The organism is Azorhizophilus paspali (genome assembly GCF_043587585.2).
Taxonomy (GTDB): Bacteria; Pseudomonadota; Gammaproteobacteria; order Pseudomonadales; family Pseudomonadaceae; genus Azotobacter; species Azotobacter paspali.
On record NZ_CP171449.1, the window covers coordinates 2,478,964 to 2,493,468 of the forward strand.

General features: G+C 65.4%; 16 protein-coding genes and 1 pseudogene. 8 read left to right on the plus strand and 9 right to left on the minus strand.

The genetic code is table 11. The features are described from left to right. Positions 1 to 10 precede the first annotated feature (10 nt). Positions 11 to 2,410 (plus strand): TonB-dependent siderophore receptor, encoded by a 2,400-nt coding sequence (locus ACGI6K_RS12030; protein ID WP_376949223.1) that lies wholly within the window; start codon positions 11 to 13, stop codon positions 2,408 to 2,410. 397 nt (positions 2,411 to 2,807) lie between these two features. On the opposite strand, the gene gstA is transcribed toward ACGI6K_RS12030, so the two are convergent. Further along, positions 2,808 to 3,413 carry a glutathione transferase GstA gene (gene gstA, locus ACGI6K_RS12035; protein WP_376949221.1) on the minus strand — a complete coding sequence of 202 codons (606 nt, stop codon included), beginning with the start codon at positions 3,411 to 3,413 and terminating at the stop codon, positions 2,808 to 2,810. A 592-nt stretch (positions 3,414 to 4,005) separates the two neighbouring features. On the opposite strand from gstA, the gene ACGI6K_RS12040 reads away from it, so the two are divergent. Beyond that, entirely contained in the window at positions 4,006 to 4,854 is an 849-nt protein-coding gene (locus ACGI6K_RS12040; protein ID WP_376949219.1) for an NAD-dependent protein deacetylase, read from the plus strand. A 47-nt stretch (positions 4,855 to 4,901) separates the two neighbouring features. Here ACGI6K_RS12040 and ACGI6K_RS12045 read toward each other — a convergent pair whose 3' ends face one another. Beyond that, a complete protein-coding gene (locus ACGI6K_RS12045) occupies positions 4,902 to 5,333 on the minus strand; it encodes a TOBE domain-containing protein (RefSeq protein ID WP_376949217.1) in 432 nt (143 codons plus the stop codon). A 169-nt stretch (positions 5,334 to 5,502) separates the two neighbouring features. Beyond that, positions 5,503 to 5,814 carry a hypothetical protein gene (locus tag ACGI6K_RS12050; protein WP_376949215.1) on the minus strand — a complete coding sequence of 104 codons (312 nt, stop codon included), beginning with the start codon at positions 5,812 to 5,814 and terminating at the stop codon, positions 5,503 to 5,505. A 292-nt stretch (positions 5,815 to 6,106) separates the two neighbouring features. Between ACGI6K_RS12050 and ACGI6K_RS12055 the strand changes: the two genes are divergently transcribed. Next, the gene (locus ACGI6K_RS12055; RefSeq protein WP_376949213.1) at positions 6,107 to 6,391 is read left to right on the plus strand and encodes a hypothetical protein; all 285 of its coding nucleotides are present in this window, start codon (positions 6,107 to 6,109) and stop codon (positions 6,389 to 6,391) included. 117 nt (positions 6,392 to 6,508) lie between these two features. Here ACGI6K_RS12055 and ACGI6K_RS12060 read toward each other — a convergent pair whose 3' ends face one another. Further along, positions 6,509 to 6,640, minus strand: coding sequence for an OprD family outer membrane porin (locus tag ACGI6K_RS12060; protein WP_376949211.1), 132 nt, complete (start codon positions 6,638 to 6,640; stop codon positions 6,509 to 6,511). A 93-nt stretch (positions 6,641 to 6,733) separates the two neighbouring features. On the opposite strand from ACGI6K_RS12060, the pseudogene ACGI6K_RS12065 reads away from it, so the two are divergent. Next, positions 6,734 to 6,829 (plus strand): annotated as a pseudogene (locus tag ACGI6K_RS12065) (transposase); the annotation flags it as partial. Between the two features lie 160 nt (positions 6,830 to 6,989). Here ACGI6K_RS12065 and ACGI6K_RS12070 read toward each other — a convergent pair. The 4 genes from ACGI6K_RS12070 to ACGI6K_RS12085 all read right to left on the minus strand — a co-directional run bounded on the left by ACGI6K_RS12070 (position 6,990) and on the right by ACGI6K_RS12085 (position 9,723). Then, positions 6,990 to 7,757 (minus strand): ABC transporter ATP-binding protein, encoded by a 768-nt coding sequence (locus ACGI6K_RS12070; RefSeq protein ID WP_376949209.1) that lies wholly within the window; start codon positions 7,755 to 7,757, stop codon positions 6,990 to 6,992. Between the two features lie 149 nt (positions 7,758 to 7,906). Further along, entirely contained in the window at positions 7,907 to 8,680 is a 774-nt protein-coding gene (locus ACGI6K_RS12075; protein WP_376949207.1) for an ABC transporter permease, read from the minus strand. Positions 8,681 to 8,692: 12 nt separating this feature from the next. Continuing rightward, positions 8,693 to 9,526 (minus strand): ABC transporter permease, encoded by an 834-nt coding sequence (locus ACGI6K_RS12080; protein ID WP_376949205.1) that lies wholly within the window; start codon positions 9,524 to 9,526, stop codon positions 8,693 to 8,695. After that, positions 9,523 to 9,723 (minus strand): hypothetical protein, encoded by a 201-nt coding sequence (locus tag ACGI6K_RS12085; RefSeq protein WP_376949203.1) that lies wholly within the window; start codon positions 9,721 to 9,723, stop codon positions 9,523 to 9,525. Before ACGI6K_RS12085 ends, ACGI6K_RS12080 begins: the two co-directional genes overlap by 4 nt. A 41-nt stretch (positions 9,724 to 9,764) precedes the next feature. Between ACGI6K_RS12085 and ACGI6K_RS12090 the strand changes: the two genes are divergently transcribed. Then, a complete protein-coding gene (locus ACGI6K_RS12090) occupies positions 9,765 to 10,220 on the plus strand; it encodes a hypothetical protein (RefSeq protein WP_376949201.1) in 456 nt (151 codons plus the stop codon). An 88-nt stretch (positions 10,221 to 10,308) separates the two neighbouring features. Further along, positions 10,309 to 10,566, plus strand: a complete 258-nt coding sequence (locus ACGI6K_RS12095) for a hypothetical protein (protein ID WP_376949199.1) — start codon at positions 10,309 to 10,311, stop codon at positions 10,564 to 10,566. Between the two features lie 94 nt (positions 10,567 to 10,660). Here ACGI6K_RS12095 and ACGI6K_RS12100 read toward each other — a convergent pair whose 3' ends face one another. Continuing rightward, positions 10,661 to 11,734 carry an ABC transporter substrate-binding protein gene (locus tag ACGI6K_RS12100; RefSeq protein ID WP_376949197.1) on the minus strand — a complete coding sequence of 358 codons (1,074 nt, stop codon included), beginning with the start codon at positions 11,732 to 11,734 and terminating at the stop codon, positions 10,661 to 10,663. Positions 11,735 to 12,412: 678 nt separating this feature from the next. Here ACGI6K_RS12100 and ACGI6K_RS12105 point away from each other — a divergent pair. Then, positions 12,413 to 12,937, plus strand: a complete 525-nt coding sequence (locus ACGI6K_RS12105) for a gluconokinase (RefSeq protein WP_376949195.1) — start codon at positions 12,413 to 12,415, stop codon at positions 12,935 to 12,937. An 80-nt stretch (positions 12,938 to 13,017) separates the two neighbouring features. After that, positions 13,018 to 14,370, plus strand: coding sequence for a GntP family permease (locus ACGI6K_RS12110; protein WP_376949193.1), 1,353 nt, complete (start codon positions 13,018 to 13,020; stop codon positions 14,368 to 14,370). The last annotated feature ends 135 nt before the right edge of the window (positions 14,371 to 14,505 follow it).

A 14,505-nucleotide genomic window follows, 5' to 3' on the forward strand; every position in this document is an offset into this window, starting at 1 on the left:
CGGAGCCGTCATGTCTCGTCGTTTCTCTTTTCTCCTGTCGCCGGTCCCCCTGTCCCTGCTGCTGACCTGCCTCGCTCCGGCGGCCCAGGCCGCGGAGCCATCCATCACGAACCGGCAGCTTTTGACCTTCGACGTGCCGGCCGGCCCTCTCGAAAACAGCCTGACCACCATCGGTCGGCAGAGCGCCCGCAGCATTCTCTTCGACCCCGAACTGGTTCGCGGCGAGCACGCCGAGGCCCTGCATGGGAGCTTCAGCGTCGAGGAAGCTATCGAGCGGCTGCTGCACGGGCGCAGCCTGAGGTTGCGCGTCGCCGAAAGCGGCGCCCTGAGCATCGAGGCCCTGCCCGTCGACGGCGCCCTGGAACTCTCGTCTTTTGTGGTGAGCGACTCCTGGCAGGAGGACGCCCGCGGTCCCGTCCACGGACTGGTGGCCCGGCGCAGCGCCACGGCGACCAAGACAGACACAGCCCTGCGCGAAACGCCCCAGGCTATCTCGGTGATCACCCGCGAAGAGATGCAGACCCGCCGGCACGACAGCCTCGCCGATACGCTGCAGTACACCTCCGGCGTGGTCACCCAGCCGAACGGCTACAGCCGCGTGGCGGACGACTATCGCCTGCGCGGCTTCGACATCGGCCCGCGCACCGGCGGCGTGCTGCGCGATGGTCTGAAATTGCAGAGTTCCCAGTTCGAGGGCGGCCAGGACCCTTATGGACTGGAGCGGGTCGAGGTGCTCAAGGGCGCCTCCTCGGTGCTCTACGGCCAGCTCTCCCCCGGCGGCCTGGTGAATACCGTGAGCAAACGCCCCAGCGACGATCCGCTGCACGAAATCAACGTCGAATACGGCAACTACCAGCGCCGCCAGATCTCCACCGACCACGGCGGTCCGCTCGACGAGTCGGGACGCTTCACCTACCGGCTGACCGCCCTCTGGCGCGACAGCGAAACGCAGTACACCTCGATCGACGACGACAGGCGCTTCTTCGCCCCGGCCATCACCTGGCACATCGACGACGATACCCGCCTGACCCTGCTCGCCACCTATCAGGAAACCCGCACGACCCTGACCCCGGCGATGAACTACAACGTCACCAAATACAGCGCGACACCCGGCCGCAAGATTCCCTACGACCTGTTCGCCGGCGAGCCGAGCTTCGACGACTATTCGGGCGACATGGGCACCCTCGGCTACCTCTTCGAACACCGCCTCGACGACGGCCTTGAACTGCGCCATGCCCTGCGCTACTTCCACTCCGAAAGCGACTACGACTACATCAGCCTGAACAGCAGCCGGGTCACCGGTAAGAACCTCTCCACCCTAACCCGTAGCTACAACTCGCGCGAAGACATCGCCACCGGCTGGGCCAGCGACAGCAACCTGCAATGGTCGTTCGACAGCGGCCGCTGGCAGCACACCCTGCTCGCCGGCCTCGACTACTACTACAAGACCTACGACAGCCATCGCTGGAGCGGCAATGCGCCATCGCTGGACCTGGCCAACCCGAGGTACGGCAATCTGCCCACGGTCAACACCAGCATCGACCGGGGTTCCGACCTACACAGCCGGCAGGCCGGCTTCTACCTGCAGGAACAGGCCAAGTTCGCCGAACGCTGGGTATTCGTGCTCGGCCTGCGCCAGGACTGGGCCAGCAGCCATACCCGCAACTACCGCGACCGGAGCCGCAGCACCAAGAGCGACCAGGAACTGTCCGGCCGCATCGGCATGGTCTATCTCGCCGACAACGGCCTGGCGCCCTACATCAGCTACAGCCAGTCGTTCCTGCCCACCGACGGCGTCGACAGCGAAGGCCGCAGCTTCGAACCGACCGAGGGCGAGCAATACGAGATCGGCCTGCGTTACCAGCCGCCCGGTCGCGACCTGATGCTCAGCGCGGCCGTCTACCGGCTGACCCAGGAGAACGTGGTCAGCTCGATTCCAGGTTCGGATTTCGACGAGCAGACCGGCAAGGAACGCAGCAAGGGCCTCGAATTGGAACTCAAGGCCGGCCTGACGCCCCTGTTGAACCTGAGCGCCTCCTACGCCTATACCGATGCCCACATCATCGCCGACAACGATCCCGTGCTCGAAGGCTCGCGCATCGAGGGCATTCCCTATCACAGCGCATCCCTGTGGCTGGACTACCGCCTGGCCAGGTTCGGCCTGCCGAAGCTGAAGGTCGGTGCCGGCGCCCGCTACAACGGCACCACGCGCACTTCGGCGAAGGTCAGCGACCGCAACATCCCGGCCTACACCCTGGTCGACGCGCTGCTCGAATACGAATTCGACGACCATTGGCAGATGACCGCCAAGGTGCAGAACCTGACTAACAAACGCTACCTGTACTGCGCCAACGCCTGTCGCTACGGCGACGAGCGCACGGCTATCGCCACGCTCAGCTATCACTGGTAGGGCTGCACGACGCGATTCGAAAAATCCGGGAAAGTGCGCGGATGGAACGCCGGCAACCGGCTTGCCGGCTTTCACCCATGGGGAATCGGCCGGAGCGGACTAGGGCCTGTTAACCCTACTCTTTGCAAGCCGCGTTGCCGTGCCAAATGGCGCCAGGCCGGGCCGCGACCGGCGAGGCGCGGGACGCAGGGAATGGCATTGCCTTGCCAAGTCCTGCAACGACGCATGGCGCCATTTGCCACGCGGCCTGGGCGGCCCCACCCGCAGGGACGGGCCTGTTTTTGCGCGGTGCGTCGTTGCTCGTCGTTCGTTTACAATGACCAAACTTCTCTTCTCGCGCCTAACCCCGCGCAAAAACAGGCTCCATCGCGGCCTCGCGGAGCAGTGTTAACAGGCCCTAGAGCAAGCCCTCCGCCTGCATCGCCTTCTGCACGGCGGGCCGCGCCGCCACCCGGTCGTGGAAGGCGCGCAGGGCCGGCCAGCGGGAAAGGTCGATGTCCAGCGGCTTGGTCCAACTCAGTACGGTGAACAAATAGGCATCGGCCACGGAGAAGCGCGCACCGTTCAGGTAGTCCTGCCCGGTGAGCACCTTGTCGACGTAAGCCAGACGCTTCTCGATGCCGGCCAGCGCAGCCTTCTTCCACTCGGGGGTGAGCTGCGGATTGAACAACTGGCCGATCCCCTTGTGCAGTTCGCTGCCGATAAAGAACAGCCACTCCTGGACGCGGAACCGTTCCAGGCTGCCCGAGGTCGGCAGCAGGCCGGCCTCGGGCAGCTTCTCGGCGAGGAACAGGGCGATGGCCCCGCTTTCGGTGAGCCGCTGGCCGTCGTTCAACTGCAAAGTCGGCACGTATCCCTTCGGATTGACGTTGTAGTAATCCCCCCCGCCCTCAATGGTATGGCTGTTCAGATCCACTTTTTCCAGCTCGTAGGGCAGGCCCAGTTCGCAAAGGACGATGTGCGGAACCAGGGAGCAGGCCCCTGGGGTGTAGTAAAGCTTCATGATTTCTCCTCGATTGACGAATTGCTCGGCTCGCTGGGCAAGCTTAGGACGCTCTCGGCACTCGCGCTATTTTGCCGCCCGCCTTCATGGCTCGCCTGCGAGTAACCCACAGAAGGTGTGGATCGAGCTGTGGACAAATACGGTATGACTGGCCGCAAGGCCGATGGAATCTGGCCTCGGCAGCACCGATCGTTTTTTAATCAAAGTTGTGAAAAATCTTCCTACCAGCACATAACCATCTGAAATATCAAGCCATTTTCAATAGTTCGGAGAAAGATAACCAGCACGCCGGAGAGTACCGGGAACTCTGGATTGTCAACCGTGCGCGAGAAAAAATTGTGGATAACCTTTGGACAAAATGGCTTCACCGGAGCAGGAGGCAATGGCAAAGGCCTGGCCCGAAACCGAAATGCCGGCAAAGCAGCCAGCATCCGGGCGTATCGCCCAGCCCCACGGGCTTAGGACCGGAACAACGCTTCTCCCGGTAGCCCTGCGCAGTGCCGTGCTCCATGCTCGACTCTTTCCATCCCATTCGCCGAGGCAAGATTCGACCGGCCGGCGCTTCGCCGGGCCGGCAGATGCGGAGACCCCCATGCCGTACGATTTCGATCCACCCGCCGCCCTACTGGAGCTGTGCCGGCTCATGGCACGGCAACCGCTGCTGGTCCTGACCGGCGCGGGCATCAGCACGCCCTCGGGCATCCCCGCCTATCGCGACAAGGACGGCGTCCGCCATGGCAGGGCGCCGATGACCTACCAGGAATTCACCGCTTCGAGCGCGGCGCGCAAGCGCTACTGGGCGCGCAGCATGATCGGCTGGCCAAGGATGCGCGAGGCCCGCCCGAACGCGGCGCACCGCGCCCTGGCCAAGCTCGCGGCCGGACGGCGGATCGCCGGCCTGATCACCCAGAACGTGGACGGGCTGCACCAGGAAGCCGGCAGCGAGGAAGTGATCGAGCTGCACGGCAACCTGCACCGGGTGCGTTGCCTGGATTGCGGCAAGCGGCTGTGGCGCAGCGAGATCCAGGCCGAACTGGAGGAGAAAAACGCCTACCTGCGGGGTGTCGAGGCCATCCTCGCGCCGGACGGCGATGCCCGGCTAGCGGAGGCCTATCTGGAAGGATTTTGCATCCCCTGGTGCCCCTGCTGCGGCAGCGACCTGCTCAAGCCGGACGTGGTGTTCTACGGCGAAGGCGTGCCGGCCGAGCAGACCGAGGCGGCCTCGCGGAGCATCGAGCGTGCGCCGGCGCTGCTGGTCGTCGGCTCGACGGTGATGACCTATTCGAGCTTCCGGCTGTGCCGCTCGATCGCCGAACGGGGCAGGCCGCTGGCGGCCATCAACCAGGGCACGATGCGCGCGGAAGGCCTGCTGAACCTGAAGATCGAACGGCCCTGCGAGCAGGTGCTGCCCTGGCTGGCCGAATGGCTGGAGAATGCGTGACGGCAGGCTCCGCGGCGTTCGTCGCGGGGACGCACGAGGCGCCGGACTCAGACCGGAACGCCGAGAATCACGCTGGAAGCCTTGATCACCGCGCTGGCGCTGGCGCCCGGCTTCAGGCCCAGCTCGGCGGCGGCTTCCTTGGTCACTACGGAAACGATTTTGGTGCCGCCCGGCAGGGTCAGGATCACTTCGACGTTGACCGTGCCGACCTCGATCGACTCGATGGTGCCGGCCAGGACGTTGCGGGCGGACAGGCGGCAGCCGTTACGGTCGTCGACCGCCAACAGGACCCAGGGCGCCTTGATCACGGCCACCACCTTCTTGCCGGCGACAAGGCCCAGAGACCTAGCGCTTTCCAGGGTGACCACGGCCACCAGCGTGTCTCCACCGTCCAGGGTGACATCCACTTCGGCGTTGACCGCGCCTTCTTTCAGGGTGCTAACGGTGCCTTCGAGCACGTTGCGGGCGCTGACCCTCATGCTGTTTCCTTCTTGTCCGATGCGTGAATACCGGGCGCGTGCCGGCCGGCATGGCCCGTTGCCGAGCGACTGGCCATGTGCGACGACACTGTAGCCACTAATCAGGCTGGAACAAGCCCAATCCGATCGCCGCAGCGGCGGATGGGCGATGATTCGCCGCCCGCCGGCATCACGGCAGCGGCTGGATCGTCGGCACATCGAAATGCACGGCGAGCATCGCCACCAGTTCCGCCAGCGGCACGTTCTCGTGGGTGTCCGTGCTGTTCGGGTATTCCAGGTGCACGCCGTAGCGGCCCGGACTCTGGCCGAGCGTATAGAGCCAGGCGCGCACGCCGAACTCCTCGCGATGGTGCAGGTAGATCGCCCGCGGGTCCAGCGAGGTCATGGCATCGATGACGAAGGCATCTGGCCCCAGTTGCTCGCTCAACAGCAACAGCACGTGGCGAATGTCCTGATGTTTGTCCAATGCCCAGATATTCATGCTTTGGCTCCGTACTCCCAGCGCTTGCGAAACGCGCCCCGAACCGCTTGGAAAAGACCGGGCGTGCACTGGCAGTACCACGGCGAAGGGCGATCTGCTCTAATATGCGGTCCGATCAGCGACCCGGCTGCGCACCGGATCGCCCCCGCCGAGGCAGCCCGTCGAAGGTTGCCGGGATGTTGCCAAACCGTTCGTCGGACGGCAACGACAAGCCCAGGCGCGGACGGCAGAACATCATGAACCGGAAAGCCCGGCATACGCGCGGCGGCTTTGCAGTGACAAGGGGAGAAAAATGGGTGAGGTGAATTCATCGCCTGCATCGACAGAAGTGTTCAACCTGATCGTCCCGCTCGAGAGAAAGCTCAAGGCGCACCTGCGCCTGCTCCCCGACTCGCACCGCGCCGACACCTGGCTGCTGGAAGTACGCCTGTTCTATGAGGCCCATCCGGCGGGCCGGACCAGCTTCACCCTGAACGGCTATAGCCGCGAGGAAGCCGAGGCCGAGGCACGCAACATCAGGAGCAACAGCTATCTGATGCAGGAAATCGACCAGTATCTCTGGAGCGAGAACGACTGATCCCCCGGCTCGGTGCCCCCAGCTCGGCGCCCCCAGCCCTCCGTCGGCGGCGAGAGCGAACCCGTCCGCGATGCTTTGGCCATAACCCATCGCGGATGAATCCGCCCCCACGCCCCCTCAGCGCAGCGGCACGCTGTACAGCATGATCAGCCGGTTCTCGTCGATATCGCGCTGGCTGACCACGTGGCTGCGCAGCGAGGCATTGGCCCAGGCGAAGCCCAGACCGGCGAGCGGACCGCTCTGTATCACCTAGTCGAGACGGAAGTCGCGCCCCCATTCCCATTCGCCGCGCGAACGGCTGGCGACGTCGATGTACCAGGCCTTGTTGTAGGTCAAACGGGTGCCTTGTGGAGCCCCAGCTATTTTGCCGGCAGCGTCGGCGGCGCTCCTCTTGTGGTGGTCAGGCAATACATCGAGCAGCAGACGAAGCCGCTATAGGGAGGCTTCGCCTCCCGCGCTATTCATCCCCACATTAGAAGTACGGGGCTTTCCGCGCATTTTGGTAAGGGTCGGGTCGGCCGGGAGAACGTTTCGTCGTCGAATGGGCTGTCGCGGACCGCTCCCCGTGAAGCTGTCGGTTCGAGGAGGTCCCACGGCGTCAGACGACGGCCTGGCGCCGGGTGAAGTCCTGCAGGATGTCGCTGCGCAGCTCGGCGAGCCGCGGATGGTCGCGTCGCCGCGGGTGGGGCAGATCGACCGGGACGATGCGCCGGATGCGGCCGGGGCGCGGCTCCATCACCACCACCCGGTCACCGAGCAGCACCGCCTCGTCGACATCGTGGGTGACCAGCACGGTGGTGATGCCCTCGCTCTGCCAGATGCGCGCCAATTCGTCCTGCAACTGGGCGCGGGTCAGGGCGTCGAGGGCGCCGAAGGGCTCGTCGAGGAGCAGCACCTTCGGCCGGTTGACCAGCCCGCGGGCGATCGCCACGCGCTGGCTCATGCCGCCGGAGAGCTGCGCCGGCCAGGCCTTGGCGAAGTGGCGCAAACCGACCAGCTCCAGGTGCGCATGGACTCGGGCCAGACGTTCGATCTTGTCCAAAGGCGAATTGGCCAGCGCCAGCAACACGTTGTCCTCTACCGTCAGCCAGGGATACAGGCGATGGTCCTGGAAGACGATGCCGCGTACCGGGTCGGTGCCGCGGATCGGCGTGCCGTCCAGGCGCAGGCTGCCGCCGCTGGCCTCCTCCAGGCCGACCAGAAGGCGCAGCAGGGTGGACTTGCCGCAGCCGCTGCCGCCGACGATGCTGACGAACTCGCCCTGGCGGATATCCAGGGAAATGTCTTCGAGGACGTGCAGCTCGCCGTCCTTGATGGGAAAACGCTTGTGCACGCCATGCAGACTCAGAAAACCGCTACCGCTCATCGAAAAGCATCCTTCTCGTTGATTGCCAAAAACATTGAATCCCGAACTGTCCGTTGCGTCGGGCGGGAAACGGCCGCAGGCCTTTCCACCATAGGTGCCCTCAGGTGGAAAATCGCTGCGCGCGTTTTCCACCCTACGGCCCTCCTTGTTCAGCGCCCGCCGTCGCGCCAGGCCAGCGCGCGTGCCTCGATCCGGGCGGCCAGGCGGTTGAGGACCAGGCCGACGGCGCCGACCACCAGCAGGCCGTAGATCACCTGATCCATATCGAAATGCTCGCGGCCGTCGATCATGGTGTTGCCGATCCCCGGCGCGGCGGAAAAGAAGTACTCGGCGCCGAGCGTGGCCAGCCAGGCGTAGATCAGCCCCAGGTGCAGACCGGTGAAGATCGCCGGCGCGGCGGATGGCAGCACCAGGCGCAACAGCCGCTGCGTCGGGGTCAGGCCGAGCACCCGGGCCACTTCGAGCAGTTCGCGACGGGTGGAGCGGATGCCCTCGAAGCTGTTCAGCGCCACCGGGTAGAACACTGCTAGGGCGATGAACGCCACCTTGGCCGGCTCGCCGAAACCGAACCAGGCCGAGAGCAGCGGAATCCAGGCGAACAGGGCGATCTGCTTGAACGCGTGGAAGGTCGGTCCGACCAGCCGCTCGGCCAGCCGCGACAGCCCGAGCAGACCGCCGAAGGCCAGTCCCGCCAGGCCGCCGAGGGCGAAGCCCGACAGGTTGCGCCCGAGGCTGGCGGCGAGGCCCTGCCACAACTCGCCGCTCACCGCCGCCTGCCAAGCCGCTTCAAGCACCGCCGTGGGGCTGGCGACCAGCCGGGTGTCCACCCATTCCTGCGCGGTGGCCAGCCACCAGAGCGCCAGCAGGGCCGCCGGTACCACCCAGCCGCGCAGATCGGGCCATTTGCGGGTTGCTTCGAACATGCGCGCGCTCCTTCAGAAAGCCTGGTGCTGCCAGCGCTGCAGGCGGGTCTCGATCAACGCCAGGCCCTGGTCGAGGAGCAGACCGACCAGTCCGATCACCAGCATGGCGACGATCACCAGATCGAGCTGGAACATCTGCCGGCCATCGATGATCAGGTAGCCGATGCCCTCGCTAGAGGCCAGCAACTCCACCGTGACCAGGGCGATCCAGCCCTTGGTGAGGGCGAAGCGCACACCGGTGAAGATGCTCGGCAACGCCGCCGGCAGGATCACCCGGCGCAGGCGCAGCAGCAGCCCGAAGCGGTACACCCTGGCCACTTCCAGGTAGCTCGGCGGGATGTTGCGGATACCGGAGAAGGTGTTGACGGTCAGCGGCACCAGCACCGCCTTAGCTATCACCAGGTACTTCAGCGTCTCGTCGATGCCGACCAACATCATCAGCAGCGGAATCCAGCCCAGCACCGGCACCTGGCTGATCGCCTGGAACAGCGGCAGCAGATAGGCCTCGACCCGGCGCGACAGGCCCATGGCGAGGCCGAGCGACAGGCCGAGGGCAGCGCCGATGGCCGAACCGACCAGCACCCGCTGCAGGCTGATCGACAACTGGAACCAGAGATCGCCGCTCGCCCACAGTTCGCCGAAGGTTTCCAGTACCCGCGACGGTGGCGGCAGGATCTGCGCCGATACCCAATGCCGCTCGACGGCGACCTGCCAGACGACCAGCAGCAGCGCCGGCAGCAACAGCCCGCCCCCTCCGGCGCCGGTCCGGCGCAGGATGCGGGCGAGAGTCGGCCAGGAGCTGGCCGGTAAGGTGCGGAACGAGTCCGAAGCCTGAAGCGTACTCATCGGGAAATCCTCCTTGCGCAGAGCGCGGGTTGCAGGTGCTGCGGCAAAGGCCGCAAGAGAAAACCGAGAAACAGCGGAACGAACAACAGGAACAGCGGCTGCAGACCGAGCCAGCCACCGAGCACGCCGCCGAGCGGACTGCCGGCGAGACTGCCGCCCGGACTGGACAGCCCCGCCCAGGCCGGCGACGCGGCCATGACCGAGCTGCGCGCCATGCCGGGCATAGGCGGACAAAGTGATGACCTGCAGCATGCCCAGGCCGAGCAGCAGCGCCCCGCCCCCACAGCAGCGGCGCCCGGCCGCTCAGGCCGAGGCCCGCGAGGGCGACGACGCAGAGCAGCAGGCTGGCGAAGAAGCCGCCCTGGCCGCTGCCGCCGAGCAGCCGGCCGAGACCGAACAGGGCGAAGACGTAGGCCAGCCCGTGGGCGCTGAACAGCGCGGCGGCCTCGCCAGTCGACCAGCCGTCCTGCACGGTGATGGCGACGATGAAGTAGGGAAAGAACATCGCCGCCTGCACGCAGAACTCCAGCAGGCAGTTGTCGCGCAGCAGTCCGAACTGGCGGCGCAGCGCGACCAGACTCAGCGGCTCGACGGCCTGCCGGCGCGCTGGATAGATATGCAGCACCCTGGGCGTCAACAGGGCAGCAATCAGGTACATCGGGCCGATCGGCAACCGACTGCCGCCCGCCCCTAGCCATTCGGAGAAGAACGCCGCCAAGCAGCATGCCGATCATCTGCGAGCCGCGGAACCAGCCGGCACGCGCCTCGCCGACCAAGACCAGTTGCTGCATGAACACCACGTTCAGCGAAACCAGCCGGCACGGCATGCACAGGCCGATCGCCAGGGCCGGCAGGATCAGCAGCAGCGGCTGCTCGAACAGCGGCAGGAGTTGGAACAGCCCGCCGGATTGCTCCACCAGCATCCCGCACGGCGGACTGGCGAGCAGCAGAGCGGTCGTCTGGGCGCCGGCCACCAGGGCCATTTCCAGCGGCGAAGCCTGCAGGCTGAGGGCGTAGAGCGCGAAGTTCACCTTGGCTAGCCCCACGCCGATACCGGACAGGCTGGCCAGCAGGACGAAGCCCATCAGCGCGTGCCTATCGCCCAGGCCGGAAGCGTTACCACTCATGGGTGCCTCACTGGACCAGCGGGCGGTTGTCGGCATCGTAAACCGGCCACAACGCCTGCAGGCCGAGCCGGTCGATGGCGGCGTTCACGTACCTGGGCTCGACCCAGCGGTCGACGTCGACATCGCCGCGCAACAGGCCCAGCTCCCGGGACTCGCGGACCGTGGCGCGGTAGCGGTCGAGGAAGAAGTCGTCGAGGCGCGGCGAATAGATGCGCGCCAGGGACTGCCCTTCCTGTTCGGCGCGCAGCGCCTCGATTGGCGTGCCGGAGTTGGCCCACAGGTCGAAAGCCGCCTCGCGGTTTTCCTCGGCGGAAACCCAGGCGGCGGTCTTGACCAGCCCGTCGACCACCTTCTGCACGATCTGCGGATACTGGCGCTCGAAGTCGCCATCCACCAGCACATGGGTCTGACGGGTTAGCTTGGCGTCGACCGCGCGGGTATCGTAGATGATCCGGCCGACCCCGGAAGCCTGCAGGTCGAAGGCATGCGAGCCGAACCAGCCACCGTCGATGTCCTTGGACGCCAGTGCGGCGATCATGGTGGGAAAGTCCATGTTGATGGTACGGAAGTCGCGTTCGCGCAGACCCTCGACCTTCAGCGCGCGCGCGGTGGCCAGTTGCAGGTTGGTGCCTTTGAACTGCGCCATGCGCTTGCCCTTGAGGTCCTGCAGGGTTTTAGCCGGCGAATCGACCGGCACCACCAGATAGGTGGAAGTGAGCAGGCCGTCGGCGGCGATCAGCCGGGTGTTCAAGCCGCCGGCCTTACCGATCACCGCGGGCAAGTCGCCCTGCCAGGCGAAATCCAGTTGCTTGTTGGCTAGCGCCTCGTTAACCGCGGGACCGGCGCCCTTGAAGTAGATCCACTCGATTTTGATGTTGTCGTCCTTCAGCTCGGCCTCGATGGCCTGGCGCTGGTGGGCCAGACTGGCGATGCCGTTGGAGGCGACCGGCTTGCCCCCCTTGCCGACGGTGGCTAGGCCGAAACGGATCACCTGCGGCTGGTCCGCGGCGCCGGCCGGTGCCATGCCCAGCCAGGCCCCGGCGAACACGGCGATGAGGGAAAGGAACAACTTGTGTTTCATGGATTGGCTTCCTGTGCCCATATGCCGGGCTGCCCCGTGCAGCCCTGGCGGGTGGAGGCCTGTTCTGCAGGGGCTATGCCAACTATTTCTATTCTTTAATGACAATGATGCAGAAAATTCATAAATATCCGTACCGACCAGCGTAGAGGCGTCGCCCAGGTCGCGACGTGCCCCAGCCCATCCTCCGGCCCGCGGCCGGTGCTGCGGGAATCCCGGCAGCGGGCGCCACAGGCTGCGGGAAATGCCACAGTTCGCGGCCATGGCCATGTGACATGAAGGAGGATCGTGGGTCCGGCGTCGACCGCCGGCTTGCTGGTTATGTCCCGGTCGCCTCCCATCGCCGATAAATCCGCTCTTACTCGCCAGCGATCGCTCCGGTCGCCTGGCACGCCGCTCGCGGCCTTTTGCCATGAATAGCCGTCCACGCCGGGAATCGCATCGTGCCGATACCCTATCCTGTGAATGAGAGCCGAGCACTTGTCAAAGTCGAAGGCAGTTCATAAGATAGCGCTGTCTTTAGAATCGATGCGGAATCCGTATGACTTTGACTGCATCGTTATCGCTCACTGACGGCAAAATACGCCTTATTTCCTGCGAACAAGAAGACAAGGTAGTAACGGTATTATCCTGCGATTACTTTCAATTATAAAAAGATAGCGCTATCTACCGAGGTGCCTTATGTTTCCATCCATTCATGCCCTGGTAATCATGGGCGTCGCCGGCTGCGGCAAGTCCAGCGTCGGGCAGACGCTCTGCCGGCTCAACGGCGCCACGCCCATCGAGGGCGACGCCTTCCATCCGCCAGAGAACATCCGCAAGATGAGTGCCGGCATCCCGCTGACCGACGAGGATCGCAGCGGCTGGCTGGGCATTCTGTGCGACGAACTGCGCCGCGCCGTCGCCGCCGGACAGCGTCCGGTGCTTGCCTGCTCGGCGCTCAAGCGTAGCTACCGCGAGCGCCTGCGCGAAGCCGTGCCCGGACTCGGCTTCGTCTACCTGGAACTGACACCCGCCATCGCCACCCGTCGCGTCGCCGAACGCCCCGACCACTTCATGCCGGCGAGCATGATCGACAGCCAGTTCGCCACCCTCGAAGCACCGCATGGCGAACCCCTGACCCTGGTCCTGGATGCCTCGCGCCAGGACGTGTCGCAACTGGCTGCGGCCGCCGACGAATGGTGGCGCCAGCACTGGCCGGACTGATCCGAGGCCGTATATTCTTGATTGAAAGATAGCGCTGTCCTGCATTACTCCACTCAAAACAACGACAAAGGAGACTCCCCATGCTGGGTCTGTCCCACAACACCCTACTGCTGCTCGATGCGCTGCTCGCCATCGTCGGCCTGATCGTCCTGATCACTCGTTTCAAGCTGCATCCCTTCCTTGCCCTGATCATCTCCGCCCTGTTCCTCGGCCTGACCTCGGGCATGCCGGTGGACAAGGTCGTCAAGGCATTCCAAGAAGGCTTCGGCGGCGTCCTCGGCTTCGTCGGCATCATTCTCGCCCTGGGCACCATGCTCGGCAAGATGATGGCCGAGTCCGGTGGCGCCGATCAGATCGCCCGCACCCTGATCCAGACCTTCGGCAAGGAACGCGTGCAGTGGTCGATGATGTTCGCCGCCTTCCTGGTCGGCATCCCGCTGTTCTTCGAGATCGGCTTCGTCCTACTGATCCCGCTGGTGTTCATCGTCGCCCGGCGCACCGGGGTCTCGCTGATCAAGGTCGGCATCCCCCTGCTCGCCGGCCTCTCGGTGGTCCACGGCCTGGTACCGCCGCATCCCGGCCCGCTGCTGGCCATCGGCGTGTTCGGCGCGGACATTGGCAAGACCATCCTCTACGGCCTGATCGTCGCCCTACCGACCGGCATCATCGCCGGCCCGCTATTCGCCTCCTTTATCGCCCGCCGGGTGCCCGGCACGCCCTCGCCCGAATTGATGGAGCAGCTCGCCCATGAGTCCGAGGCCGACAACCTGCCGAGCTTTTCCGTGACGCTAATCACCGTGCTGCTGCCGGTGTTTTTAATGCTGCTGAAGACCTTCGCCGACGTGGCCCTGCCCGAGGGGCATCTGCTGCGTGGCTGGATGGACCTGATCGGCCACCCGATCAGCGCCCTGCTACTGGCCCTGCTGCTGTCGCTGTACACCTTCGGCTATGCCCGCGGCTTCGACCGCAAGCGGGTGGCGCGCCTGCTCGAAGAGAGCCTGGCGCCGACCGCCGCCATCGTCATGATCATCGGCGCCGGTGGCGGCTTCAAACAGATGCTGGTGACCAGCGGGGTGGGCAACGTGATCGGCCAGATGGCGGTGAGTGCACAGGTCTCACCGATCCTGCTGGCCTGGCTGGTCGCCGCGCTGATCCGCATCGCCACCGGCTCGGCCACGGTCGCCACCATCACCGGCGCGGGCATCGTGGTGCCGGTGATCGAGATGGTGCCGGGAGTCAACCGCGAGCTGCTGGTGCTCGCCACCGGCGCCGGCTCGCTGATCCTCTCCCATGTCAACGACGCCGGTTTCTGGATGGTCAAGCAGTACTTCAACATGACCGTAAGCGAAACCTTCAAGACCTGGACCGCCATGGAAACCCTACTTTCCGTGGTCGGCCTGTTGTTCATCCTGCTGCTCTCGCTGGTAGTCTAAGCGAAGGCAGAGGCGGTCCCGGCGAGCCGGGATCGCCAGCTCGGGATAGTGCTTCTGGACGGTTCGCTCCGAGCGGCGACTACCGATGAATACTCCCTTGTCCTCGTGGCGGCTACCTCGGATGCCGCTCGGATA

Excerpts from the sequence above, each read along its gene's own strand:
- ACGI6K_RS12090 (WP_376949201.1), top strand. The coding sequence starts at position 9,765 with ATGACCTGCAGCATGCCCAGGCCGAGCAGCAGCGCCCCGCCCCCACAG.
- ACGI6K_RS12080 (WP_376949205.1), bottom strand. The coding sequence starts at position 9,526 with ATGAGTACGCTTCAGGCTTCGGACTCGTTCCGCACCTTACCGGCCAGC.
- ACGI6K_RS12110 (WP_376949193.1), top strand. The coding sequence starts at position 13,018 with ATGCTGGGTCTGTCCCACAACACCCTACTGCTGCTCGATGCGCTGCTC.
- ACGI6K_RS12105 (WP_376949195.1), top strand. The coding sequence starts at position 12,413 with ATGTTTCCATCCATTCATGCCCTGGTAATCATGGGCGTCGCCGGCTGC.
- ACGI6K_RS12045 (WP_376949217.1), bottom strand. The coding sequence starts at position 5,333 with ATGAGGGTCAGCGCCCGCAACGTGCTCGAAGGCACCGTTAGCACCCTG.
- ACGI6K_RS12075 (WP_376949207.1), bottom strand. The coding sequence starts at position 8,680 with ATGTTCGAAGCAACCCGCAAATGGCCCGATCTGCGCGGCTGGGTGGTA.
- ACGI6K_RS12040 (WP_376949219.1), top strand. The coding sequence starts at position 4,006 with ATGCCGTACGATTTCGATCCACCCGCCGCCCTACTGGAGCTGTGCCGG.
- ACGI6K_RS12050 (WP_376949215.1), bottom strand. The coding sequence starts at position 5,814 with ATGAATATCTGGGCATTGGACAAACATCAGGACATTCGCCACGTGCTG.
- ACGI6K_RS12100 (WP_376949197.1), bottom strand. The coding sequence starts at position 11,734 with ATGAAACACAAGTTGTTCCTTTCCCTCATCGCCGTGTTCGCCGGGGCC.
- ACGI6K_RS12085 (WP_376949203.1), bottom strand. The coding sequence starts at position 9,723 with ATGGCCGCGTCGCCGGCCTGGGCGGGGCTGTCCAGTCCGGGCGGCAGT.
- ACGI6K_RS12070 (WP_376949209.1), bottom strand. The coding sequence starts at position 7,757 with ATGAGCGGTAGCGGTTTTCTGAGTCTGCATGGCGTGCACAAGCGTTTT.
- ACGI6K_RS12055 (WP_376949213.1), top strand. The coding sequence starts at position 6,107 with ATGGGTGAGGTGAATTCATCGCCTGCATCGACAGAAGTGTTCAACCTG.
- ACGI6K_RS12030 (WP_376949223.1), top strand. The coding sequence starts at position 11 with ATGTCTCGTCGTTTCTCTTTTCTCCTGTCGCCGGTCCCCCTGTCCCTG.
- gstA (WP_376949221.1), bottom strand. The coding sequence starts at position 3,413 with ATGAAGCTTTACTACACCCCAGGGGCCTGCTCCCTGGTTCCGCACATC.